The sequence below is a fragment of the Mesorhizobium sp. AR07 genome (assembly GCF_024746815.1).
Taxonomy (GTDB): domain Bacteria; phylum Pseudomonadota; class Alphaproteobacteria; order Rhizobiales; family Rhizobiaceae; genus Mesorhizobium.
Window position 1 is genome coordinate 321,067 of sequence record NZ_CP080526.1, and the last position, 22,800, is coordinate 343,866.

A 22,800-nucleotide genomic window follows, 5' to 3' on the forward strand; every position below is an offset into this window, starting at 1 on the left:
CCGCGGGTCACTTCAAATTCCCCCGGGTAGGGTCAGTCAAAATCCCCCACCCGCAAGACAGGACAGAAGTGGACTTGTTAGTTTGACTTTGTTTCCCGAGCAAGGGCTTCAGCGGCCTCTTTGAGGCGATAGCTGCGTCCATCGAACTCAAGCAGATGGCAATGATGCATCAGCCGATCGAGTATCGTCGTGCTCATGGTGTTGTCTCGCAGATATGTCCCCCAGTCCTGCACGACCCGATTGGAGGTGACGATGACGCTGCGGCGCAGTTTGTAGCGCTGATGGATCAGGGTCTGCAGCCATGCGCCGGCGTCGTCGGGGATGGCGCGTGCGAGGAACAGATCGTCGAGCACGAGGAGATCGCAGTCGATGATTGTTCGCATCCGGGCCTCGCGTTGCGCGGGGGCGTTCAGAGCGTGGCGGTGGAAGAAGTCATCGGTCTCGAGATACTGGACCTTGTGGCTGTGCAGGATCGCCTGATAGGCAATCGCCTTGGTGATGTGGGATTTCCCGGTGCCCGGTTTGCCAACCAGCATCGCGTTCTCGCCGGCGGCGACGAACGCCAAGGTGTGGAGCTGGAAGCAAGTTTGGCGCGGCAATTTGGGATTGAAGGACCAGTCGAATTCGGCGAGCGTCAGTTTTTCATCGAGCCCGGATTGCTGATATCGCCGCTCGATAAGGCGGGATTGGCGACGATCCAGTTCGTCCTGCAGGATCAGGGAGAAGGTCTCGAGGAAGGGTTGGTTTGCGCCCTGCGCCTGCAGCACGCGCGTCTGCAGCGTGTCGCGGACGCCCGACAGGCGCAGCTGTCGCAGGCAGCGTTCAATTTCGGGTATGGTCATCATGGGGTTGGGTCTCCAGTTTGAGGTGAGAAGGGGTAGCGGGAGCGCTCGTGGCGGCGAAGCTGGTCGGGGTTGCGCAGGCGCCACGAGTGCGGGGTGGAGAGGCGCGGTCGTCGTCAGCCCCGGCCTGCCGGCCATTGTTGCCGGCATCGTGCCGCACAGCACGGCTGAAGAGGTCGCCATATTCCGCGGGGGCGCGGATCAGTGGATGATCCTGGGTGAGCTGCGATACCGGCTGTGGGGCTTCTTCAACCTGTTGCAGCGCTTGCTCAAACAGCCGCTCGACAGTCGCGCGTACGTGCTTGTAACGGTAGATGCGGTTGCTGATGGCATGAGCACAGGCCTGCTCGACCAGCCGTGTCGGATACTTCCGGCCAAGCCCGACAATGCCCCACATCGCGCGCTGTCCGGGGCGTCCCTCGGCATCGAACATGTGTTGACACAGGGCCTTGGTTTGTGGGCCGATGCGACCGGCGGTCGCCAGCAGCACGGCGGTTTGCCGTGACGGATTGAACGGCCGTTCGTTGATCGGCAGGACGACAGAACCGGGGTGCGTCATCCGGGGATGAATCCGCAGCAGCGCATGGGTGTGGCGATCACGGATCTCGATCGTGGAAGTGTAGATGCGCACGACGACCAGACTGCCGATGGCCGCGGGCCGCGCGGCGTAATAGCTGCTGTCGACGCGTACGGTGGTGTCGTCGCAGACGGTCCGAACGACTTCAGTGAAGATGCGGAAGGGTGCGACAGGCAGCGGCCGCAGGTGCGGCTTCTCCTCCTGGAACATGGCCTCGACCTGACGGCGCGTGCTGCCGTGGATGCGCTTGGAAGCCCAGTTCTCCTCCCAGTGCCTCAAGAACTCGTTCTGGGCTTCCAGCGTCTCGAAGCGCCGTCCGGCCAGCGCGGTCCCCTGGGTATGTTGAATCGCATTCTCGACGCTCCCCTTTCGATTGGGGTCCGCCACGCGGGCCGGATCGGCGACGACGCCGTAATGAGCCAGCATCGCACTGTAGATCGGATTGAGCTCGGGCTCGTACAGATCGGGCTTGAGGACGCCTTCCTTCAGGTTGTCGAGCACCACATAGCTGATCACCCCGCCAAAATACCGAAACGCTTCTTCGTGAAGCTGCGCCCAGACTTGCTGGCTGGATTGCCAGACCACCCGCCGGAAGCTGCGCCGCGAATAGCGCAGCGTCATCACGAACAGGCGGGGACGACGGTACCGGCCGCTCTTGGGATCGATCGTCAGCGCGCCCTCGCCATAGTCGACCTGAGCCTCCTCGCCGGGGAGGAACTCAAGACGATCAAACTGCTTGGGATCGCTTTGTCGCAACGTGCGCACAAACCGCTTGACGCTTTGATAGCTGGACGGAAAGCCAAACTGATCGACCAGGTCCTGGTAAATCGCCTGTGCATTTCGCTTCAGGCGGACCTGTTCTTCGATCCACGCCCGATGCACTTCGCAGGCCGAGCGGGCCAGGCTGCTGGTGACCGTCGCTCCCGACACCCCAGAAGCCGGTGGTCGGGGTGGAGGAATTTGGTCCTCCGCGCTTGCCGAGCCGGTGGTCACTTCCCCGGGGGAATTTGCCTCCGTAGCAGCCCGTTGCGCTCGGTAACGCCGTATCGTCTTGCGATCGACACCCGTCAGCCTTTGAATCTCGCGCTGGCTGGTGTTGCGATCAAGTAATGTCAGTACGGTGCTTTGCAGATGTGCCTTCAAGACGTACAACTCCCGGTCCCCTCGCTGTATGAAAGGGGATGAAAATAAACGTCCTGCCTTACCGGCTACCGCTGTTCAGTAGCGCTGCCGGTGACCATCAGGTGGGGGAGTTTCAAGTGACCATACCCGGGGGATTTTGACCGACCCACGGGGGGCCAGCCATTGGCAATGCGACGCGAAGAGTCTGTTCTTTCGGATGGCGCGCTCGACGATGTTGGAGTCGATTTCGATCCGGCCGTCGGTGAGGAAGCACTCGAGCGCGGCACGCCGGCCGAGCGCATAGCGGATCGCCTCAGCGGGCTTCGATTTTCCCGACAGCTTCGGCGCTCCTTTTCCCACAACGCAAAGAGAGCGGCAACGACGGCGGCGGATTTCTCCTGACGCGCAGCTATCCGAACCGCCGGGTCCTGGCCGCGCACGACCTCCTCGGCGGTCCACAGCGGGGCCATCTGCGCCACCGTCTGCGAGGCGATAACGGAGGAACCTGCGGCATGGAGTTCGTAGAACTTGCGCCGCACGTGAGCCTTATGTGGAGCTCCACATAATGCAGAGCGTTTTTAGCTTGGCGTCGCGCTGAAAGGCGGGTGGCGAGAGTGCGCTGGGGTAGATCGCGGCGCTGAGCTAAAAACGTGTTGGACTAAGCCGCCGGCACGGGTGGCCGCTATGGTTTTCAATTGGGGCCGCACCCATAGCAGGCATCGCGTGGCGGTGCGGATGCGGTCGCGGACGCGGCGATTGAAGGCGTGCCGTGCGCCGAAAGCGGCACGGATATCGGTTCGGCAAAGCGAGGACCGGCGTCGCGGCCTGCCGACAAAGGCAGCCGGGGATGACGGCGCACACCTGCGCGGGACCGGCTCAGTTTGGCTCCGAGCCCGCCGGCGCGATGCTGATGACAAGGAAGGCGGCGCCCCTGCTTCATGACGTGTCCTGGTATGGCGGGCGTCCGGTTGACGCCGTCGAATGTCTCGATGATGATCATCTGCCCGCGATGGCACGCCGGGCATTGCCTGGCCGCCGCAGCTTCCAATAGTCGCGCAGGATCTCCAAATGCTTAGGCGACAGCATCACGTAGCGGTCCTTCTGGCCTTTGCCCTGCTCGACGCGGATGACCATTCTCTGGCAGTCGATGCCCGTGGGCTTCAGCTGCACCGCTTCCGAGATGCGCAAGCCGGCGGCATAGCAGGGTCAGGATGGCGTGGTGTTTGACATCGAGGACGCAACCGAGGAACCGCTGAACTTCCTCGGGACTGAGGACGACCGGCAGCCTCTGCGGCTTCTTGGGAAGCGGCAGGACCTCTTCAGGCGCCCAGTCCCTTTCGAGCGTCACATTGTAGAGAAAGCGCAGCGCCGCAATGGCGGTGTGAATCGAGCCGGGCGACAGCTTCTTCTCATTGGCCAGATAGACCTGATATCCTCTCGCCCGAGCAAGTCCGGCGACTTGCCGAAGTGGCGGGCGAACAGCGACACCTGTTGCAGATACGACAGCTGGGTGTTGAGCGCGAAGTTGCGCACCTGCATGTCCTAGCTCATGCGCTGGCGAAGTTGGGTCATGACAAACTCCTCCTTTGTCCGATGGAATGGGCTGCAAGCAGCCACTCCATGCTGACGCAGTCGGAGCTTGTTGTGGACACATGACCAGCGCCACAGACGACGCGATCAAAACCACGCCGGCGGCACGCCCTCGTTGCCGCTCCGCAATCGCGGAGCAAGTCGCATTATCCAAAGCGTAGTTTTATCTGGAGTTGTGTGACCGGGAGGTCGGATACCAGCGGAAAAAGCGATGGCGTTTGTCGACATAAAATCAAAGCGATTGGAGGAAGGTTAGGGACGATCCCGCGATCGAGCAGCATTTCCTCGACATCGCGCAGGCTCAGATTGAAGCGGAAGTAGAGCCAGACAGCACGGGCCACGATTTCGATCGGATAGCGGTGGTTCATGTAGGTCGGTGCACTCACGGTCATGGGCGCGCTGCTACCTCAATATCCTTACCGCTCAATCAATGTGACAGCGCCGCCATCAGTTTGTCCGGTATCGAAATGGTCGACATGATGTGCAACCGACAGGCGAGCTACGCCTTCAATCCGAACCCGTCCTTGGCCGAGCAGGTCGAAATCCTCGCCGCCTGACCCCAGCCCACCTAATCCCAAATCAACCGTTGCAACAGGGCCGATCACTGTGTCCTGAATCTAACATTGGCTCCACAATCCTTGTGCTTTGCAGGGAGCTTTTGGCTCTCACCGCTTTGGACGGCTTGAGGAAAACGGTTGTAAATCAGCTATCTAGCTGGACGTGTTCTCAGTCGGCACGTCCCTTGCGTGGAGAACAGCATATACATCAAATGCCAAATTGAGGGGGCCCAGAATGTCGCGTCAAATGAAGTTTGTAGCGTTTCTCATGGCGGGGCCAACTTGCCATCATCATGCGATGTGGCGCCATCCGCAAACAGAGAATAGGTTTCTCGACCCCGCGTTCTGGGAAGCGCTGGGGAGAACGCTCGAGGCCGGGAGATTTGACGGACTATTCTTCGCGGATGCTCTCTGTTTCTATAACGAAACCACTATGGCGCGAGGCGGGCAGATGTCGCTGCTTGATCCTGTCCCGCTAGTGGCGATGATGGCGCGGGCGACGTCGCGCATCGGACTCGGTGTGACATTATCGACGACTTTCCAAGAACCCTATGCGATAGCCCGAGTGCTTTCCTCGCTTGATGTGCTAAGTGGCGGCCGCATCGCCTGGAACATTGTGACTTCCCTAACCGACCTGGATGCGCAGATCTTTGGCGAGGAGGCGCTCCTGCCGCGCAGTGAACGTTACGACCGCGCCGAGGAGGTCCTGAAAGTGTGCCTCGACTTGTGGACGGGGTGGGCGGACGGCGCGCTCGTCCTTGACAAGGAGAGCGGCGACTTCATTGATGAGGCGAAGATGCGCCGCACCGAGATCGCCGGGAAATACGTCGGAGCAAGGGGCGTATTCACCGTCCCACCGAGCCCTCAGCGACACCCGGTCATCATGCAGGCCGGATCGTCACCGCGCGGCCGCGATTTTGCCGCCAGCCACGCCGAGCTTGTCTTTACGCTTCAGCACTCGTTGCCGGACATGCAGGAATTTTATGCCGAGATGAAGGATCGCGTCGGCAGGGCGGGGCGGAATCCGGACGATTGCGCCATCCTTGTCTCAGTGGACCCGATCGTCGGCGAAACGGACTCGCTTGCCCGCGAAAAGCAGGCTTACATCAATGACTTGGTCGACCCTCACGTCGGGATCCCCTTCATGTCTGCCCACACTGGGCTCGATCTGTCGCAGTATCCGGTAGACAAGCCAATCATCGACATCCCGGCAGAAACCGGCTCTCGCGGTTCCTTCGATATCATCCTTCAAGGCACCAGGGCCAATAATCTCACGCTCGGCGAAGCGGCCAAGCATTTTGCCATAAGCGAACTCTGCCCTCAAGTTGTGGGCACGCCCGAGACCGTGGCCGACCAGCTTCAGGATTTCTTCGAAAATAAGGGCTGTGATGGCTTCATCGTGACGCCCACCGAAATGCCAGGCTCATTCGAGGCCTTCACACGATCAGTCGTCCCGATTCTCCAGAAGCGCGGTCTATTCCGCAAGGAGTATCCGGGCTCGACTCTGAGGGAAACGATCAGAGCGTAAGCGATCCGGCATTTTGCTTTCGCCTCCAAGCAAGGATCGCAGATGAGTTCGAATACCCTTTCGCATCTCCGCTTGTTGCAGCCACTCTTCTTGCCGCGCGAGGCCCCCGGTTCGAACCCAAGTCCCTCAACCAACTCAGAACATCTCTAATTTAATTGCCGGCTCCTTGGAAGCTCCAAAAGCGGTTGCCGCTGACCTCGACACATTGGCGATGCGGAGGGCCTAGACCTAGGAGTGGACGACGAGTGAGACGTTCTCAGCCAGAAAGATTGCGCTTGCGCGAAGGAGACAATATGCAGCACATACTAAAGCGCATTGCCGCCAAGATAAAGCAAGCCGATGTTAATCGGCCGTCTTCCGGAAGATCCTGTATTGAACATACGGTTGATCCTGACATTTATGGCGAGATAGTTCCGCGTCTTCCAGAAGACGACGTCTATGACGACATCTATCGATTTATCGGCCACCCTGATGCAATGTTTCCAGACGGGGGCGGTCTAACAGAAAAGATCACCAAAAGACAAAAACCGGAGGATCGCCTGCTCTGGAGCAACATGCGTGACACCGACCATAACGCGCAGATAACGGCGAAGGATATTCCGAAGGTCCTAGACGAATTTGGAGACTCCCTAAAGGTACTCTCACTTGACTGTTTCGATACGTTGCTATGGCGCAAGACAGCGACACCCAGAGACGTTTTTGCCGTGCTGGCCAATACTCCAATCGCGCGAAGGTTAGGGGTAACTCCTCACCAACGAATTAGCGCTGCGGCGCGTGCCCGTCGAGCGAAGCCTTTAGAGAACGGATCCAGGGAAATCGATATCGGTGACATCTATCGGTCTTTTACATCGCTCTCCAGTGAGGAACGGGAGCTATTGGCTGAGGCAGAAATCCGGACCGAAATGAGTGTTTGCTTTGCATTCTCGCCGTACGTAGAACTGATCAGACTGGCGCACACCCGTGGTATCAAAATTATCGTCGTGAGCGATACGTATTTGCGCGAAGACGAGTTAAGGCGCCTCTTGGCCCGGCATTTGCCTGAAGACGTTATGCAGTCAATCAGCAAGGTTTACTGCTCCGTCGATTATGGGACGTCCAAGAGCGATTCCCTTTTTCAGATTGTAATCAAAGAGTGTGGGGTGCCTGCATCGCAACTACTTCACATCGGAGACAATGATGTAGCCGATGCGCAAGCGCCGCGGAAATTCGGCGTACGAGCGCTGCATTTCTTGCCGTTTGATCGTGAGGTCGCAGATTTCTTGCGCCTACAGCACGCAGCATCCTCGTTGATTGTACTCGAACAGGCAGCACCGGAGGCAGTGATTCTGCCATGCTATAGTCCGTTTCGCCCGGTTTTTTCTGCAGCAAACCTGCGTCCGCACACGCCTGAGACATTGATAGGATACATGTCGTTTGGTCCGGCGCTATACGCCTATGCCCGTTTTCTTATGGACGAGGTGGAGGTGCTCCAACAACAGGGCAAGCGAGTAAAAGTCTTCTTTCTGTTGCGTGACGCTTATCTTCTTTCAGCCGCGTGCGAAGCCTACGCGCGCAAGCCCGTGGGCAAGCTGGTACGAATCCGCAAATTCCATGCCATTGCCGCCTCTCTCAAAACCCGCGCCGATATCGATTATTACATCAGCGGGATCGAGCCCGAATGCGACACTCTTCATGCCATTGCAAAACAGCTTTTGCTTCCGCCTGAAGTGACGGAATTGCTAATACGAGCCGCCCATCAATCTGGAGATCCAAAAACGGCGTTCCATCAGTTGCTGCACGACGAGGATGTGGTTGAGTTGATCCTCAAGAACTCTTTTGCTTTGCGCGCCCGTCTGATGCGCTATATATCGAAGGAATTGGAGGTGGAGGAGGGAGATACCATTGTATTTGCAGATATAGGATTTAACGGCAGAACGCAGGAATATCTGGCTCGCGCGTTCAAAGAAGACTTGAATATTGACATACTTGGGAGATATGTGTTCTCCTCCGACGAATCTTACCGTGCGGCGAACAGCAAAGCGCTTATTACGTCAACCTGGGATAATTCGACGGTATTTGAGCAATGCTGTACTGTAAAAGAAGGAGCGGTAATTGACTATGAGTTTGACGGCGAGCCAGTTATTGCGGACATCAATCTTAGTGACAAGCAATATGAGAAGGTTGCCAATGTTCAAGGTGAGTGCTTGCGGTTCATCGATGACGCGAGGACGTTTTTTACCAAATCTGGTATGACGCATGAGTATTCTATTCTGCAGCGGGCCGCCCACGCAGCTTTATTCCGGAATGCCTACATGCCTGTTGAAGCGGAGTTGGAATATTTCAAGGACTTCCAGCACGACAAGTTTATGGGACCAGATCGCAAGAAGACGATCTATCATCTAGAAAGTGCTTGGAAGAATGTGACGCGCCTGCCCTCACCCTATCGGCTGGGCGCATATGAAACGCGCGGCTTGGGGCTTGACTTCACATTCAGCGGTCTGGTGCAAAGAAGATTTCAACTTGATCTGGGCCCAGACGATATGAATGTGCGGTTTTCACCTCTGAAAGTCTCGATAGGGAGCATACATGAGTCCAAAGTCCTCTTGCTTCGAGCACGCCATCTGCATGAAGGATATTTCTCCATTTTGCTGCCATATGTATGCGGCACCGGCGTGAAAATGCTCTTTGGAGAGCACTACGAGTGGTTGCAAATCGCAGATATCCAACTTTTGAATAATGCAAGAAGCGTGTGTAGGAATGTATCGAGTTCTCTCGAGCTGGAAGAAATCAACCGAGAGGGAGAGATCTACCAGTGCCTGTCACAGGCAAGTGTCGCGACAATACGTCCCATTGATTTGCAACAGTTCAAAACGCCTCATTACTATCATGTGATCTTTCGCCCATTGGTTTCGAGGGCATCTGAATCCGCCGCGGAGGCCAAGCGCGTCGCAATAGGGGAGGAAGAGTCATGCCGACCGCGCAACGGTGATTCACTGGCTCCGAAGGGATTCGGAGGATAGCGAGTGCGCCGGCGGCGACGATTGAACTGGCGGACTGTTCAGATCCTATGAGGAGTGGATAGCGACCGGCGCCGGCATCGAGGCTGGAATCTCGTGCCCCAGACGTATGTTACCTGGCGCGGTCTCGACCGCTTCAAGGCCTACGTCTGTTTCAAAGTAATTTTGGATTATGTCAATGTGGATTCCAGACCTGTCTAATTCAGTCGGCCCGCGATACAAGGCAATCATCGACGCGGTTGAGCGAGCCATTGCTTCGAGATCCCTACAGCCGGGTGATCGTTTGCCGACGCACCGCGAACTCGCAGAAAGGCTCGGCGTTAGCGTACAGACTGTAGCTCGCGCTTACGCCGAGGCGGAACGCAAGGGACTACTCTCGGGCGAAGTTGGTCGAGGAACGTTTGTTCAGTATTTCAGGCCGGAACAGCGTGCGCGGTATTTCGCCGATAGCGAAGAGCCGAACGTACGGGACTTCTCAAACATCGTGCCGGTGCTCTCCGAAATCCATATTGAGGTACTCAGGGAGGCGATGGTCGCGTCAGCCAAAGACGGCGCCATCCAGCGCATGCTTGAGTATCGGCCAACCCAGGGCATAGTGCAGCATCGCGAAGCTGGCGTCGGCTGGCTTGAGCGCAATGGGGTGCAGGCGAGTGCCGACAGTGTGATCGTAACGAACGGCGTGGCTCACGGGATCTGGACAGCAATGGCGAGCATAACCGAGCCTGGTGATGTGGTCGCCACCGAGGCGCTTGTGCACACGTCTATTACCATTAATGCCTCAATCCTGAAGATCAGGCTCCGAGGCCTAGCTATCGATCAGAACGGTATTATTCCCGAATCCTTTGAAGAGGCCTGTGCGCACGAAAACATCAAGGTTTTGTGCATTACGCCCTGCTACAGTGCTCCCACCGTCTCCCTCATGGATGAAGCGCGTCGCGAGCGGATTGCCGAAATTGCGCGGCGGCATGATGTAGCGATCATCGAGGACGATGTCTTCGGTCCTCTAATACCCAAGCGACCGAAGCCCATGTGGTGCTTCGCTCCCGAACGCACATACTACGCGACGAGCTTTACGAAGTGCGTGATGACTTCTTTACGGACAGGATTTCTTGCAGGCCCGATTCCGGCAATACCTCGTCTAATTTCACGCGTTCGGGCCACCGGATGGAGTGCAAACATCTGGACCGCTGACGTTGCTGCTCGCTGGCTGCAGGACGGGACAATTGATCGACTGATCGAATGGCAACGACAGAAACTCAAGACAAGATATGAGATCCTGAACCACATACTCGGGGGATTTAGCTATGAAGCGGAGCCATACGCGATGCATGCTTGGCTGACCCTGCCTGAACACTGGCGGTCCAGCCATTTTGTGGATCATGCGCGATCTCTGGGGCTCCTTGTCAGCCCTCCCGATCCATTCATCATCGGACGAGCAGTCGAACCCCATGCAGTACGGTTGGCACTTGGCGACACCAATAGAAATGACCAGGACTTCAAAGAGGGGCTTGAACGAATTGCGGCCCTCCTGCAAGAACATCCCGATCCAATGAGCATTTCGTACTGATCCAGAACAGCTCTATCGCGCAAGGCAATCGTGGGCACACTGGAGAAGGCGTCGTTGGAAAATCGAAGCGCTAAGCTGGACGACCGCAAGAGAAGGATGCTCAGATACTACGGGGCGGTGAAAGAAAAAGGCCCGGGTGGCCTTCGTCGTCGCTTGGCGACCCAATTCCTGTCGATGAGCAGGATTGATCCGGTATCGCCAGCGTCCTTCGAGAACGGGATGGCTGGCGACCAATGGGCCCTCATCCAAGATGCGGATCCGATCGGCAAGCTGGTGAACCTCAACAACCAGTCGGGTGCGAACGGGAACGATGTAATAGTTGCCGCCGATCGAGACGAGACCGTCATGGCTGACGCGGCGCTCCTTGAGCAGCGCGTCGAAGGGAACTGCCGGAAGGGATTGAAGTTCCAGCTGCTTTTGCCGCAAAGGCCTCGCTCGTGACGCGCTGCGTGGTGCCGTGCAGGCGGGCATTGGCGACGGTGTCGAGGCAATATTGCAACTGATCGTTCAGATCGTTGAGATTGCGGAAGGAGCGGGGCAGGAAGAAGTCCTCATGGATATGACGAAACGGTCGCCCGACCTTGCCCTTGGTTTTGGCGCGGTACGCGCAGTAGCGTCTGCAGGTCCTGGTGCAGGACGTAGCGGGCGAAGATGTGGCGCGAGTGGCCAAGCACCAACGAGAACAGCCAACCGATGCGTATCGCCGGGCTGGTGAACCGCGAAGTCGACCTGCGCCTGATATCCGGCCGGCGTCTCGAACCGCACTCGAAGGGCCGCACCTGATCCTGCGGTCGGATCGCGGCGACGACGCGTTCACGCATTTAGTCGACAAAGGGCGCAATCTTGTTGTCGGAGCGGCGGGCCTATTCCGTCGTCAGCGCCGATCGCAATATGATCCGCTACCATCCCCGTTGTTACCCGTCGTCATTCCTGAGAAAACGCCTGGCAACCGAAAACCTACTGTGGTGTTTGTCGAATCCCCGACACATTGCTTTCGGCCTGTCTGCCTGCTGCACTCCGGGTCAAGTCATTGAACAAAGCTCAGAAAAATATTTCTAAGGCGCCCTCGGCGCAATTGGCATGACTTTTGAGAAATCCTCTTCGTGAAACGCGACCGAGGCGACACTGGTGTTCGCCGGGAGGGTTCGAATGGTCAGTGATAGCCAGAGCTTCTCGTTGCCACGCAACGTCCCGTTGCCGCGAGTGACATTCCGAAGACCGACCGAGATTGATGCAGCTGTTGTATGGGACCTCATTGCGAAGTGCCCGCCACTGGACCGCAACTCGCTGTACTGCGAGCTCCTGCTCTGCACTGATTTCGCCGACACCTGCGTGCTCGCTGAGCGTGCCGGGGCGGTGGTTGGGTGGATGTCGGCTTATCGGCGGCCGGGCGAGCCCTCGACGCTCTTCATTTGGCAGATTGCCGTGCATCCTGAGAAACGCAACACTGGGGTGGGCAAGGGCCTGATCATTTCAGCCCTCAACAGGCCATCTTGTGAGAGCGTGACGCACATCAAGGCCACGGTGACGCTCAGCAACCGGGCGTCCAGGTTGTTTTTCTCAGCTGTCGCTCAGGACCTCGGCGCGCCAATCCGGCAAGCTCTCCGGTTCGACCACGAAGTCCATTTCAAAGGACGGCATGAGAGCGAGCACACGATAGCCATCGGACCCATCGTACGCTCCATCGGCCCTGCGGGCATATCCGCCGACCTGCCAAGCCAATACGCAAATAAGGAGGCAACGATGACTGACCGAAGTGCACCAAATGGCGGGGACGAATTTGCTATCTTCAACTATTTTGAGTCCGAAGTGCGCAGCTACGCCCGCAGCTTTCCCGTAGTTTTCGCGAGGGCGCGAGGGGCTCAGCTATTTGCGCGAGATGGGACGGCCTATCTCGACTTTCTCATGGGCTGCTCGAGTTTAAACTATGGGCACAATCCCCCCGAGCTGAAGTCCGCGCTCGCAGATTACATTGCGGGCGACGGCATCACCCATGGCCTCGATCTGTATAACGAAGCCAAGGAATCTTTTCTGCGAGAATTCCACGAGACGATCCTTAGGCCGCGACAATTAGATTACGTCGTGCAGTTTCCCGGTCCAACCGGCGCCAACGCGGTCGAGGCTGCCCTCAAGCTAGCGCGCAAGATCACTGGTCGGCCCAACATTATAGCCTTCACCAACGGCTTTCATGGCGTGAGCCTCGGCGCTCTATCCTGCACCGGCAACCGATATCACCGCGCTGCTGCCGGCCAGCTGCTCAGCGGCGTCACGCGACTACCCTATGACGGCTATCTTGGATCCGCTGTAGACACCGCCGATTACCTTGATCGCCTGCTCTCGGACCCCTCCAGCGGCGTAGACGCGCCGGCGGCGGTGATTGTCGAGACAGTTCAGGGCGAAGGCGGCCTGAATGTCGCCGGCACGGAGTGGCTGCGCAAAGTAGAAGCCATTGCGCGCAAACACGGAGCTCTGCTGATCGTAGATGACATCCAGGCGGGTGTTGGCCGGACCGATGCGTTCTTCAGCTTCGAAGCAGCGGGGCTCCGTCCGGACATCGTCACAATTGCCAAATCGATATCGGGCTATGGCCTGCCTATGGCCCTGGTCCTTATTGATCGACAACTCGACAAGTGGGAGCCCGGAGAGCACAATGGAACGTTCCGCGGCAATTGCCATGCTTTCGTCACCGCCCGGGCAGCCCTGGAGCACTTCTGGCGAACGGACAGCTTGGCAGCGTCCGTCAGCCAGAAAGGCAACCTGCTGAAAAGCCGGCTTGAGCAGATCGCGCAGAAGTACGACCCAACCCGAGTATCAGCCAAGGGTCGTGGCATGATGCGGGGCATCGATCTGAAGTCCGGCGAGACTGCCCGGCAGGTCATCAGCACCGCCTTCCAGAGGGGCCTCATTGTCGAGACCTCTGGTCCCAAAGACGAGGTCGTGAAGTGTCTGCCACCACTCGTCATTAGGGAGGATCAGCTTAGCCAAGGCCTCGACATTCTCGAGGACGCTATCGATAGCGTAATCGGCGGCACAGTGAACAGGGCAGCGTAAGAGGTAAATCATGATCGTCAGGGATTTTAATGAGGAGAAACTGACAGCCCGGCGGGTCCAGACGACGAGCTGGGAAAGCGTGCGGTTGCTCCTCAAGAACGATGGGATGGGCTTCTCCTTCCATATCACCACGATCCATTCGGGCGCCCGGCTCAAGATGCACTATCGGAACCACCTTGAGGCGGTCTACTGCATCTCAGGAACGGGCTCTATCGAGGATTTGCAGGCAGAGGAGGTCCATGTCGTGCGACCGGGCATCATTTACGCGCTCGACAAGCATGATGCTCACCTGCTGTGTGCCGAGACCGAATTGGTCCTAGTCTGCGTCTTCGTCCCTCCCTTGGCCGGCAGCGAGGTGCATGATGAGACCGGCGCCTATCCTCTCGACTCCGAGGCGATCTGATGTCGCCTCAGAGAAGGTTATGAGCGTCGACATCGAGAGTATTCGGCTCCTCCGCCTCTTCGCCGCGCTCGTCTGTCGATATCGGAACAATACTCCCCAAATGTGCCATTTGAATCTTCCCCATTTTGCGCCGTAGCCGGTCCTCCGGGGGCGCGAGCACCTCCGCAGACCAGGAAAGTATGACAATGCGAGGATTCGATCTACCGTACGCATACGACGAAGGCCGCATGATTGGCACGCGCGCGCGTGCGCGGCAGGCTCTATGATGGCGTTGCGTGAAGGTCAGGCGGTCTGCTGATCGACCGGTTGGTCGGCGTCGCGCAGCTTTTTCCATTGCCAGGGCAGTAGTTCGTGCAGACGCGAGGCGGGAAGATCGGCAATGCGGGCCAGGACGTCGGCGAGCCAGGCTTTCGGGTCGATGTCGTTGAGGCGTGCCGTGGTGATGAGGGTAAGCATAACGGCGGCGCGGTCGGCGCCGCGCAGGGAACCGGCGAAGGTCCAGTTTCGCCTTCCCAGAGCAATGCCACGCAGCGCTCTTTCGGCCGCGTTGTTGCTGAGGCAGATTCTGCCGTCGTCGATGAAGCGGGCGAAGTCGGCCCAGCGCCTGAGCATGTAGTTGATTGGCTTCAGGACCTCGGAAGAGCGCGAGAGGGTATCGCGCTCGCGGAGCAACCAGGCGTGCATATCGTCGAGAAGTGGTTTGCTCTTCTCCTGCCGCACGGCACGCCGCTCAGCGGCTGTCTTGCCGTTGATGGCGCGCTCGATCTCGAACAGCGCGTCGAGGCGCCTGACCGCCTCCAGCGCGATCGGGGAGATCGGCTTGCCCTTCTTGCCATCCCGGGCCTTTTTCGCGATGTCGGCCAATTCGAAGAATCCTCGCCGCGCATGGGCGTAGCAAAAGGCCGGCGTGATCGGCTGCTCCTTCCGCTGCGGGTCGAACAGCGGCACGAAGCCACTGTAACAGTCGCACTGAAGGATGCCGGCGTACCCGGCCAGATGCTTCTGAGGACGCTCGCCGCGCCGGTCGCTCGAGGCGTAATAGATTGCCGCCGGCGGCGCAGGCCCGGCGAAGGGACGGTCATCGCGCGTATAGTTCCATATGCGCCCGGTCGCGCACTTGCCCTTCGCCAGGATGCGAATGGTGGTGTCGTCGCCATGAAGGCGCTCGGCCGCGAGCACATGGCGCTCGATCAGCTGGAAGAGCGGCATGACGGCGAAGGTTCCGTGGCCGACCTGATCGGCCAGCGTCGACAGCGGCAGGTCGATCCCTTCGGCCTTGAAGCGCGCGCTCTGGCGGTTGAGTGGAGCATGCATGCCGAACTTGTCGAACAGGATTGTCGCCAGCAGTCGGGGGCCGATGAAGCCGCGTGGCGTGGCATGGAACGGCGCTGGCGGCTGGGTGATCTTCTCGCAGTCGCGGCAGGTGAACTTTTCGCGCACCGTCTCGATCAGCTTGAAGCGGCGCGGGATCTCCTCCAGCGTCTCGGTCACGTCCTCACCCAGTTTCGACAGCCGCGATCCGCCGCAGCAGGCGCAGGCAGTTGGAGGGTCGATGACGACGCGCTCGTGTTCGATGTCATCCGGCCATGGCTTGCGCACCGGTCGCTTGCGCGTGAACGGTCGGACCTTCTGCGTCTTCGCCGCCGCGGCCTGCGCGGCCTGCGCGGCAAGCTCGTCCTCGGTCGCCGAGGTGACGAGGTCTTCGAGTTCCAATTCCAACTGCTCGATCAGCCGCGCCGTGCGCTCGGAGCGCTGCCCGTACAGTTCGCGTTTCAGCTTCTCGATGCGCAGCTCGAGATACGCAATCCGCGCCTCGGTGTCGGACAGCATGGCCTGCGCGTTGGCGGCTTCAGCCCGCCAGTTGGCAGCATCCGCGACCGCCACATCGCGTTCCGCCTGCAACGCCTCACGCTCAGCCAGCAGCGCCACGTAGGCGCTGGCAAGATCCGAGGGGAGCTCAACCGGCTTCGAAGTCATATGCCGATTGAATCACATTCCATCCTATTTTCAACTAAAAAATGCTACCCAACCCGAGCCGGACGCCAGGTTTCCTGAGGGTTCCTCCAGTCTATGCCAGACAAGAGATAACTCAGTTGCGCAGGAGATACTGTCACAGCTCCACCCTCAACTGTCGGCCAGATGAAGCGGCCGCGCTCGAGTCTTTTTGTGAACAGGCATGATCCTTGGCGTACGCATACGACGAAGTTCGCCTACTGACGCGTACCTTGAGGCGTTAGTGTCCGCTTAGATTAAGTGGACACTTAGCGAATGAAGTATCTGGCTATGGAGCGGCCGTCGACGGTGGAAGCGAGCACGTCCGCGGCTCTGCCGCTGCCGCCGGGTGCGGGCCGACAGCGGACGCGCCGCTCCTGGACGGTCGAGCAGAAGCTGGCGATCGTGCGTGAGGTGCAGGAGTCCGGTGATCCGGTGTCGGTTGTGGCGCGGCGTCACGACATGAACGCGAACCACTTGTTCATCTGGGTGAAACAAGCCCAGCAAGGGCGATTGGGCCGATCCAACCCGCTGTCCGAGACCCCACCGATCGCCTTCATTGACATGGGTGTTGTCGGTCCCGGCCTGCACGATATAGAGCCGGAAGAGCCTGCTCCTGCGCGATCGCGCTCTGAAGTAGCAGCTGCGACCAGCCAAGCGGTGTCTACCGGTGGCCGGATGGAAATCGTCGGGGCCAACGGCCGGCGTGTGATCGTTGACCGCACTGTCGACGTAAGTGTCCTGCTGCGGATCTTGCAGGGGCTGGAAATGCTGCGATGATCCCGACAGAAGGCGTGCGTGTGTGGCTTGCCACAGGCTACACCGACATGAGATGTGGCTTTCCATCACTTGCGCTACGGGTGCAGGAGGTCCTCAAACATAATCCCCTTGGGGGCAACCTGTTTTGCTTCAGGGGGAAACGCGGAAATTTGTTGAAGGTCATCTGGCATGATGGCCAAGGATCATGCCTGTTCACAAAAAGACTCGAGCGCGGCCGCTTCATCTGGCCGACAGTTGAGGGTGGAGCTGTGACAGTATCTCCTGCGCAACTGAGTTATCTCTTGTCTGGCATAGACTGGAGGAACCCTCAGGAAACCTGGCGTCCGGCTCGGGTTGGGTAGCATTTTTTAGTTGAAAATAGGATGGAATGTGATTCAATCGGCATATGACTTCGAAGCCGGTTGAGCTCCCTCGATCTTGCCAGCGCCTACGTGGCGCTGCTGGCTGAGCGTGAGGCGTTGCAGGCGGAACGCGATGTGGCGGTCGCGGATGCTGCCAACTGGCGGGCTGAAGCCGCCAACGCGCAGGCCATGCTGTCCGACACCGAGGCGCGGATTGCGTATCTCGAGCTGCGCATCGAGAAGCTGAAACGCGAACTGTACGGGCAGCGCTCCGAGCGCACGGCGCGGCTGATCGAGCAGTTGGAATTGGAACTCGAAGACCTCGTCACCTCGGCGACCGAGGACGAGCTTGCCGCGCAGGCCGCGCAGGCCGCGGCGGCGAAGACGCAGAAGGTCCGACCGTTCACGCGCAAGCGACCGGTGCGCAAGCCATGGCCGGATGACATCGAACACGAGCGCGTCGTCATCGACCCTCCAACTGCCTGCGCCTGCTGCGGCGGATCGCGGCTGTCGAAACTGGGTGAGGACGTGACCGAGACGCTGGAGGAGATCCCGCGCCGCTTCAAGCTGATCGAGACGGTGCGCGAAAAGTTCACCTGCCGCGACTGCGAGAAGATCACCCAGCCGCCAGCGCCGTTCCATGCCACGCCACGCGGCTTCATCGGCCCCCGACTGCTGGCGACAATCCTGTTCGACAAGTTCGGCATGCATGCTCCACTCAACCGCCAGAGCGCGCGCTTCAAGGCCGAAGGGATCGACCTGCCGCTGTCGACGCTGGCCGATCAGGTCGGCCACGGAACCTTCGCCGTCATGCCGCTCTTCCAGCTGATCGAGCGCCATGTGCTCGCGGCCGAGCGCCTTCATGGCGACGACACCACCATTCGCATCCTGGCGAAGGGCAAGTGCGCGACCGGGCGCATATGGAACTATACGCGCGATGACCGTCCCTTCGCCGGGCCTGCGCCGCCGGCGGCAATCTATTACGCCTCGAGCGACCGGCGCGGCGAGCGTCCTCAGAAGCATCTGGCCGGGTACGCCGGCATCCTTCAGTGCGACTGTTACAGTGGCTTCGTGCCGCTGTTCGACCCGCAGCGGAAGGAGCAGCCGATCACGCCGGCCTTTTGCTACGCCCATGCGCGGCGAGGATTCTTCGAATTGGCCGACATCGCGAAAAAGGCCCGGGATGGCAAGAAGGGCAAGCCGATCTCCCCGATCGCGCTGGAGGCGGTCAGGCGCCTCGACGCGCTGTTCGAGATCGAGCGCGCCATCAACGGCAAGACAGCCGCTGAGCGGCGTGCCGTGCGGCAGGAGAAGAGCAAACCACTTCTCGACGATATGCACGCCTGGTTGCTCCGCGAGCGCGATACCCTCTCGCGCTCTTCCGAGGTCCTGAAGCCAATCAACTACATGCTCAGGCGCTGGGCCGACTTCGCCCGCTTCATCGACGACGGCAGAATCTGCCTCAGCAACAACGCGGCCGAAAGAGCGCTGCGTGGCATTGCTCTGGGAAGGCGAAACTGGACCTTCGCCGGTTCCCTGCGCGGCGCCGACCGCGCCGCCGTTATGCTTACCCTCATCACCACGGCACGCCTCAACGACATCGACCCGAAAGCCTGGCTCGCCGACGTCCTGGCCCGCATTGCCGATCTTCCCGCCTCGCGTCTGCACGAACTACTGCCCTGGCAATGGAAAAAGCTGCGCGACGCCGACCAACCGGTCGATCAGCAGACCGCCTGACCTTCACGCAACGCCATCATAGAGCCTGCCGCGCACGCGCGCGCGTGCCAATCATGCGGCCTTCGTCGTATGCGTACTCCTTGGCCATCATGCCAGATGACCTTCAACAAATTTCCGCGTTTCCCCCTGAAGCAAAACAGGTTGCCCCCAAGGGGATTATGTTTGAGGACCTCCTGCACCCGTAGCGCAAGTGATGGAAAGCCACATCTCATGTCGGTGTAGCCTGTGGCAAGCCACACACGCACGCCTTCTGTCGGGATCATCGCAGCATTTCCAGCCCCTGCAAGATCCGCAGCAGGACACTTACGTCGACAGTGCGGTCAACGATCACACGCCGGCCGTTGGCCCCGACGATTTCCATCCGGCCACCGGTAGACACCGCTTGGCTGGTCGCAGCTGCTACTTCAGAGCGCGATCGCGCAGGAGCAGGCTCTTCCGGCTCTATATCGTGCAGGCCGGGACCGACAACACCCATGTCAATGAAGGCGATCGGTGGGGTCTCGGACAGCGGGTTGGATCGGCCCAATCGCCCTTGCTGGGCTTGTTTCACCCAGATGAACAAGTGGTTCGCGTTCATGTCGTGACGCCGCGCCACAACCGACACCGGATCACCGGACTCCTGCACCTCACGCACGATCGCCAGCTTCTGCTCGACCGTCCAGGAGCGGCGCGTCCGCTGTCGGCCCGCACCCGGCGGCAGCGGCAGAGCCGCGGACGTGCTCGCTTCCACCGTCGACGGCCGCTCCATAGCCAGATACTTCATTCGCTAAGTGTCCACTTAATCTAAGCGGACACTAACGCCTCAAGGTACGCGTCAGTAGGCGGCCTTCGTCGTATGCGTACGATCTACCTCCCTGGCGTTTCGGAGGACCTTCGCACGCATGGCAGTGCTGCGAGCGACGTCAGAAGGAGAAGAACGTAGGGATGTCAGCGCGCATGCAAGACGTCTTGCGGCGAAATAGCCGGCTATGGATGGGCGCTAGTGCTGCGGGTCGTCAACTGACCAACCCACCTCGCCGAAAGGATTTTGAGGTGAAACCTCTTCTTGCCTACCGCCAGCCTAACGCCCACACCGTCTCGGCGTGGAGGCGATCTCCGTGGCCATGACGGGCTGCAACAGCTTGCTTCGCTCATAGATTACAGCCTGTGGAGAATCGGTTCAGGCTCCTCTGTTAGCATAGCGCAAATTATCTCAAGGCCACGCCTCAACTCATCTGGGCGCGTTGATCCAACAGAGATGCGAATTGCAGGAGGCTGCGCGTGTTGGGATAACGTAAATGCGCTGCCGCGTGCGACACCCACTCCGCGGAGACGCGCATTGGCGACGAAGCCATCTTCAGTGTGATCTTTTGGTATCGGAAGCCAGATGTGAAGACTTTGTGGGTGCGAAAGATATGGAACGCCACCCAAAATTTCAGCTGCAAGTTTGTGCCGCTCCGCCAACGCTTTCCGCTGCCAGTCGATAAGGCCTTTCGCAGTGCCATCTTCAATCCATCGGCTGGCAATCTCCGCTATCAGTGGCGTAGCCATCCAGGTCGTTACCAGAGATCGATTTGTGACCGCAGGGATCAGGCTACTTGGAACGACCACATAACCGGTTCGCAAACCCGGCATCAGGGACTTTGTCAAAGAGGTAATATAAAACGTCCGTTCGGGAGCGAGTTCAACAAAGGACAGCAAGCCGCGATCGACCAGCGCACCGAGAGGATCATTTTCAACAATAAATAGCCCATGGCGCCGTGCAATTTCAGCGATTTCTGCCCGCCGCCCATTGCTCATGACACTCACAGTCGGACTGATGGGACCAGGCATAATAAACAGCGCGCGCGCGTTGTGCTCCAAACAAGCCTGCTCCAACGACTCTGGACAAATCCCCTCCGAGTCTATTTTCACCGCATGGAGCTTCGAGCCGAGGTACGCAGCGAGCGGACTTAGCGTGTGGTGGCCAATTTCCTCGGATAGTAGAGTCGATCCCGGGCTTAGAACAGACATCAACGCAAGTGTCATGCCGGGCGTTGCACCATTGGTGACCACCAAGTTGCGTTCGTCGACTTCGATGCCATACGAGCGCAACCAGTCTACGCCAATGCTACGATGGCGGGCCAATGCATTATTTGGCCGGAATGAGAAGAAATTCGTAAGGGGAAGATCCACCGCAATATCCTGGAGTACCCTACGCATATGCTCAAGATGGGTTGAATCACTCACCGGCTTCAAAATCGAAAGGTCAATTGATGTTTCGGAGCGTTCAGGGGAGTGAGGATAAGCCGGCTTGTCTAATGACTCCTTGACGAAACTCCCACGACCAACAGAACTGGTGACCAAACCCCGTCTAGCCAATTCTTCATATGCCCGGCTAACAGTCTGAGCTGAAATCTTCAAGCGGAACGATAACTCGCGGTGCGTTGGCAAGCGCGCTCCCTCCGACAGTTTGCCCGCTTGAAGAGCCTCTACGACTTTCTCAGCTAAAGAAAGATAGATTGGACGTTCAAGTGAACCTGGCTCAGGTAGCCACACATTCATATTGCACGATCCTCTCTCGGTACGGCAGAGCCCTAACCAATTCGATGAATTCCGGCACCCGATGTATGTTCGCCGTGACAATTCCCGAAGCGGATCGGCTGGTCGCTTGATTTTGACCAGCCGTTTTTGCCATCAACACCCTTCGAAAAACAAGTCTTTTCAATATCCTAGGTCGAGATCGATTTTCCAGGTAAGAGGCTTGTCGTTTTGGAACTCAAGCAAGCTTTCCACCGATCGCGCTATGTTGCGATCGAGAACGTCATCGGCATTAGCACCTTGATCACCCGTGCCTATGACATTCGGCATCCTCTGGATTCCGGTTCGTGAAGGCACCGGAAAATGGTAACTTGCTGGAAATGCGTTGTTATACGTCCACCACACGTCAGAACCGTAGCCCGCAATCTTTCCGCTTTTCAAAGCGTCATAGAGCGGGCGTTCCTGAATAAGATTGCCACGAGCAATGTTTATGAGGAATGCCCCTGACTTCATCGCATCGATTTCAGTTGCCCCGAAAAACGAGTTCGTTTTGCGAGTGATAGGTGTCGCCAACACAACGTAATCGCTGTTTCCCAGCACATGCGCCATCTGGTCGACGCCGAAAACTGCATCCGCCACACCTGCACCGAGTTCTGGATGGAGGCGAACGCCCAAAACTCTCATGTCAAAAGCCTTGGCGCGCTGGGCGATCGCACTTCCAATCTGCCCAAGGCCTATTATCCCAAGGGTTCTGCGATGCAACATCGCTGAGCGGGAATCGGCATCGTAAACTGGCACTGGGAGAGCGTTGACGCAGGCTTGGTGCTTGGCAATCAGACGTTTGGCCAACCCGAGAATGATCGCCATTGCGTGCTCGGCAACAGCAATACTGTTGGCCCCACGTAAGTTGGTAACTTGGACACCCAGTGTCTTTAGGCGAGCCAGGTCAAGTTCATCGCAGCCGGCATGCATCCAGCATATCAACTTTAGCTTTTTGGCGATGTCTAACGACCCTTCGGGTAAAACATAACCTACGAAAGCGTCCACGTCTCCAAGGGTATCTGCGATCGACTCTAGAGTTAGATCGAATCGAGAAAGATATGGCTCAGGACGTGGCCCAACGACAGTAGCGCCAGGAAGCGACTGCCGGACCGTTGCCAACTCCTCGTCCGTAGCATGCCATCCCAATAAAACCTTCATTTTTGATCCTCTGACTGG

General features: G+C 58.6%; 15 protein-coding genes and 6 pseudogenes. 9 read left to right on the forward strand and 12 right to left on the reverse strand.

The features are described from left to right. Nucleotides 1-77 precede the first annotated feature (77 nt). From istB to BPNPMPFG_RS34310, 5 genes and pseudogenes are all read right to left on the reverse strand, one after another. Nucleotides 78-845: an IS21-like element helper ATPase IstB gene (gene istB / locus BPNPMPFG_RS34290; RefSeq protein ID WP_258597278.1), complete on the reverse strand. Its 768-nt coding sequence runs from the start codon at nt 843-845 to the stop codon at nt 78-80. Further along, complete coding sequence (istA, locus tag BPNPMPFG_RS34295; protein ID WP_258597279.1) at nt 823-2,571, reverse strand: IS21 family transposase; 1,749 nt, start codon at nt 2,569-2,571, stop codon at nt 823-825. Before istA ends, istB begins: the two co-directional genes overlap by 23 nt. 66 nt (nt 2,572-2,637) lie before the next feature. Beyond that, nucleotides 2,638-3,080 (reverse strand): annotated as a pseudogene (locus BPNPMPFG_RS34300) (IS66 family transposase). Nucleotides 3,081-3,570: 490 nt separating this feature from the next. Continuing rightward, a pseudogene (locus tag BPNPMPFG_RS34305) lies at nt 3,571-4,080 on the reverse strand (site-specific integrase); the annotation flags it as partial. Between the two features lie 260 nt (nt 4,081-4,340). Continuing rightward, nucleotides 4,341-4,523, reverse strand: a pseudogene (locus BPNPMPFG_RS34310) (hypothetical protein); the annotation flags it as partial. Nucleotides 4,524-4,568: 45 nt separating this feature from the next. Here BPNPMPFG_RS34310 and BPNPMPFG_RS34315 point away from each other — a divergent pair. From BPNPMPFG_RS34315 to ehuR (BPNPMPFG_RS34330), 4 genes and pseudogenes are all read left to right on the forward strand, one after another. Then, nucleotides 4,569-4,688, forward strand: a pseudogene (locus BPNPMPFG_RS34315) (IS6 family transposase); the annotation flags it as partial. A 235-nt stretch (nt 4,689-4,923) separates the two neighbouring features. Then, nucleotides 4,924-6,216, forward strand: coding sequence for an LLM class flavin-dependent oxidoreductase (locus tag BPNPMPFG_RS34320; protein ID WP_258597280.1), 1,293 nt, complete (start codon nt 4,924-4,926; stop codon nt 6,214-6,216). Between the two features lie 293 nt (nt 6,217-6,509). Beyond that, the gene (locus tag BPNPMPFG_RS34325; RefSeq protein WP_258597282.1) at nt 6,510-9,215 is read left to right on the forward strand and encodes an HAD family hydrolase; all 2,706 of its coding nucleotides are present in this window, start codon (nt 6,510-6,512) and stop codon (nt 9,213-9,215) included. Between the two features lie 175 nt (nt 9,216-9,390). Continuing rightward, nucleotides 9,391-10,779, forward strand: a complete 1,389-nt coding sequence (ehuR, locus tag BPNPMPFG_RS34330) for a MocR-like ectoine utilization transcription factor EhuR (RefSeq protein WP_258597283.1) — start codon at nt 9,391-9,393, stop codon at nt 10,777-10,779. A gap of 168 nt (nt 10,780-10,947) precedes the next feature. Here the strand turns inward: ehuR (BPNPMPFG_RS34330) and BPNPMPFG_RS34335 are convergent. Next, nucleotides 10,948-11,594 (reverse strand): annotated as a pseudogene (locus BPNPMPFG_RS34335) (Mu transposase domain-containing protein); the annotation flags it as partial. A gap of 334 nt (nt 11,595-11,928) precedes the next feature. Between BPNPMPFG_RS34335 and ectB the strand changes: the two are divergent. Further along, entirely contained in the window at nt 11,929-13,830 is a 1,902-nt protein-coding gene (gene ectB / locus BPNPMPFG_RS34345) for a diaminobutyrate--2-oxoglutarate transaminase (protein ID WP_319946014.1), read from the forward strand. 10 nt (nt 13,831-13,840) lie between these two features. After that, nucleotides 13,841-14,233, forward strand: coding sequence for an ectoine synthase (locus tag BPNPMPFG_RS34350; RefSeq protein ID WP_258597285.1), 393 nt, complete (start codon nt 13,841-13,843; stop codon nt 14,231-14,233). A gap of 282 nt (nt 14,234-14,515) precedes the next feature. Here BPNPMPFG_RS34350 and tnpC (BPNPMPFG_RS34355) read toward each other — a convergent pair whose 3' ends face one another. Together tnpC (BPNPMPFG_RS34355) and tnpB (BPNPMPFG_RS34360) are read right to left on the reverse strand one after the other, a co-directional pair. Then, on the reverse strand, nt 14,516-16,210 hold the full coding sequence (tnpC, locus tag BPNPMPFG_RS34355; RefSeq protein ID WP_258597286.1) for an IS66 family transposase: 1,695 nt from the start codon (nt 16,208-16,210) through the stop codon (nt 14,516-14,518). 44 nt (nt 16,211-16,254) lie between these two features. Then, a pseudogene (tnpB, locus tag BPNPMPFG_RS34360) lies at nt 16,255-16,419 on the reverse strand (IS66 family insertion sequence element accessory protein TnpB); the annotation flags it as partial. 82 nt (nt 16,420-16,501) lie between these two features. Here tnpB (BPNPMPFG_RS34360) and tnpA (BPNPMPFG_RS43300) point away from each other — a divergent pair. The 3 genes from tnpA (BPNPMPFG_RS43300) (at nt 16,502) to tnpC (BPNPMPFG_RS34375) (ending at nt 19,083) form a co-directional block, all read left to right on the forward strand. Further along, complete coding sequence (tnpA, locus tag BPNPMPFG_RS43300) at nt 16,502-17,005, forward strand: IS66-like element accessory protein TnpA (RefSeq protein ID WP_413776904.1); 504 nt, start codon at nt 16,502-16,504, stop codon at nt 17,003-17,005. Further along, nucleotides 17,002-17,346: an IS66 family insertion sequence element accessory protein TnpB gene (gene tnpB, locus BPNPMPFG_RS34370; RefSeq protein ID WP_258597287.1), complete on the forward strand. Its 345-nt coding sequence runs from the start codon at nt 17,002-17,004 to the stop codon at nt 17,344-17,346. The genes tnpA (BPNPMPFG_RS43300) and tnpB (BPNPMPFG_RS34370) overlap by 4 nt, the downstream gene beginning before the upstream one ends. A gap of 44 nt (nt 17,347-17,390) precedes the next feature. Continuing rightward, a protein-coding gene (tnpC, locus tag BPNPMPFG_RS34375) for an IS66 family transposase (protein ID WP_258597288.1) occupies nt 17,391-19,083 on the forward strand; the annotation gives its coding sequence in 2 pieces (ribosomal slippage) (nt 17,391-17,419 and nt 17,418-19,083; 1,695 coding nt in all). Here the strand turns inward: tnpC (BPNPMPFG_RS34375) and tnpB (BPNPMPFG_RS34380) are convergent. The 4 genes from tnpB (BPNPMPFG_RS34380) to BPNPMPFG_RS34395 all read right to left on the reverse strand — a co-directional run bounded on the left by tnpB (BPNPMPFG_RS34380) (nt 19,068) and on the right by BPNPMPFG_RS34395 (nt 22,782). Further along, nucleotides 19,068-19,346, reverse strand: coding sequence for an IS66 family insertion sequence element accessory protein TnpB (gene tnpB / locus BPNPMPFG_RS34380; RefSeq protein WP_319946015.1), 279 nt, complete (start codon nt 19,344-19,346; stop codon nt 19,068-19,070). The genes tnpC (BPNPMPFG_RS34375) and tnpB (BPNPMPFG_RS34380) overlap by 16 nt on opposite strands. Then, the gene (gene tnpA, locus BPNPMPFG_RS43305) at nt 19,343-19,846 is read right to left on the reverse strand and encodes an IS66-like element accessory protein TnpA (protein WP_413776904.1); all 504 of its coding nucleotides are present in this window, start codon (nt 19,844-19,846) and stop codon (nt 19,343-19,345) included. Before tnpA (BPNPMPFG_RS43305) ends, tnpB (BPNPMPFG_RS34380) begins: the two co-directional genes overlap by 4 nt. Before the next feature lie 374 nt (nt 19,847-20,220). Continuing rightward, nucleotides 20,221-21,606, reverse strand: a complete 1,386-nt coding sequence (ehuR, locus tag BPNPMPFG_RS34390) for a MocR-like ectoine utilization transcription factor EhuR (protein WP_258597290.1) — start codon at nt 21,604-21,606, stop codon at nt 20,221-20,223. Between the two features lie 159 nt (nt 21,607-21,765). Next, on the reverse strand, nt 21,766-22,782 hold the full coding sequence (locus tag BPNPMPFG_RS34395) for a 2-hydroxyacid dehydrogenase (RefSeq protein WP_258597292.1): 1,017 nt from the start codon (nt 22,780-22,782) through the stop codon (nt 21,766-21,768). Nucleotides 22,783-22,800 lie beyond the last annotated feature (18 nt).